Below are 1,836 nucleotides of genomic sequence, written 5' to 3' on the forward strand. Positions count from 1 at the left end.
TCGTCCGCCCACGAACCGGTCGTGGTGCACGTCAGGAGCAACGCCAGGACAGCAAGGGCGCGACGACGCATGGACGGCAGCCTCCCGCTCGGGTGATAGGGATATTATATTATATCAAATATAATGACTTAATATCTATAGTTGTGTTGGCCGATTAAGCTGGCCGACAATTTATCATGTTGATATATAATATCTTAAGAGAATATCGCATTTCGGCGGTTCGGATCAGCTAGTCGGAAAGGTGGCGGGGTAGGAAGACCCCGGCCGAAACGCCCGGCACCAGCTTCCCGTCGCGCACGACCTGTTCCCCGCGCCGCCAGACGTCGACGATCCGCCCGCACCAGTCGTCGCCCGTCCACAACGAGGGGTCGGGGTGCCCGTCGATGGGCAGGTGCGTGCCGGTCGCTTCGGGGTCGAACAGCACCAGGTCGGCGTCGTAACCGGCGGCCACGCGTCCCTTGCGGCCGGCCAGGCCGAGTCGCCCGGCGGGCGCCTCGCAGCAGACCCTCACCCATCGTTCCGGGGTCAGCAGGCCGCGGCAGACGCCCAGGGTGTAGGCGGCCAGCAGGCGCTCGCCGACGCCGGCGGTGCCGTTGGGCACGGCGGCGAAACCGTGGGCGGCCTCGCGGCGCTTGGTCTCCAGCGGGAAGGCGCAGTGGTCGGTGGCCAGCCAGGCGATGTCGCCGTCGGCGAGGCCGCCCAGGAGCGCGGCGGCGTCGGCCGGCGAGCGCAGGGGCGGGGCCATCAGCGCGGTCAGGGCGTCGTCGCCGCCGCGCGCGTAGAGGGACTCGTCGCGGAACAGGTACTGCGGGCAGGTCTCCGCGCGCAGGTCCACGCCCACGGCGCGGGCGCCGCGGATCAGGTCCAGTCCGGCGGCGGTCGACAGGTGCACGACGGTCAGGGGGCAACCGGTCTCCTCGGCCAGCAGCATGGCCTGGCGGATCGCCTCGACCTCGGACTCGGGCCCGTGCGCCGTGGGGTGCCACTCGGGACCGGTGCGGCCGGTCGCGGCGAGGATGGCCTCGGCGGCGGCGTTCATCTCGCCGTCCTCGGCGTGCAGCAGCAGGTGGCCGCCGACGTCCTTGACCTGGCGCATGAGCAGGCGCAGCTCGGCGGCGGCGAGCATCAGGCGGCCCTTGTAGGCGAGGAAGGCTTTGAAGGTCGGCACGCCCGCGTGCACTAGGCCGTCCAGCTCGGCCAGGCGCTCCGGCGCGATGTCGCAGACCGTCGCGTGCAGGCCCCAGTCGCAGAGGCAGGCGCCGTCGGCCGCCGCCTGCCAGCGCAGGACGGCGTCGGCGATCGGCTCGCCGCGCGACGGGTTGGCGAAGTCGATGACCGTGGTCGTGCCGCCGAGCAGGGCGGCGGTGCTGCTCTCGCGCCAGCCGCGGCTGGACAGGCCGTCGCGCAGCGGCATGCCGAAGTGGACGTGCGGGTCGACGCCGCCCGGCAGCAGCCACAGGCCGGCGGCGTCGACGTCGCCGGCCGCGACGGTCGAGAGGCCGTTGCGGTCGTGCAGGTCGACGACCCGGCCGTCGCGGACGTGCACGTCGGCGGCGGACGGCCCGTTGCCGGTCATCACGACGGCGTTGCGCAGGTGGAACTCGGGAGTGGTCATGGGGCAACAGTAGGCGGCGGCGACGTGGTCCACAAGGGCGCCCTCCGACGGGGGTGGACCGGTCAGACCGCGGCCCCTATACTGGCCGGCAGCACGCCGCAACCAGATCCCGCCGGGAGGGCCATGAAGCGGATCGTCTCGAAGATCGACAAGCACGACAAGACCTTCGCCGAGAACGACCGGCGCAACCGGGCCGCGGCCGCGGACCTGGCGTCGCTGCT

At 71.4% G+C, this 1,836-nt stretch carries 1 protein-coding gene; it reads right to left on the minus strand.

All coding sequences use genetic code 11. The features are described 5' to 3' along the window. Positions 1-229: 229 nt before the first annotated feature. Entirely contained in the window at positions 230-1,648 is a 1,419-nt protein-coding gene (locus Q7W29_03520; GenBank protein ID MDO9170881.1) for an amidohydrolase family protein, read from the minus strand. Positions 1,649-1,836: the final 188 nt, after the last annotated feature.

It is taken from the genome of bacterium, assembly GCA_030654305.1.
GTDB lineage: Bacteria > Krumholzibacteriota > Krumholzibacteriia > LZORAL124-64-63 > LZORAL124-64-63 > PNOJ01.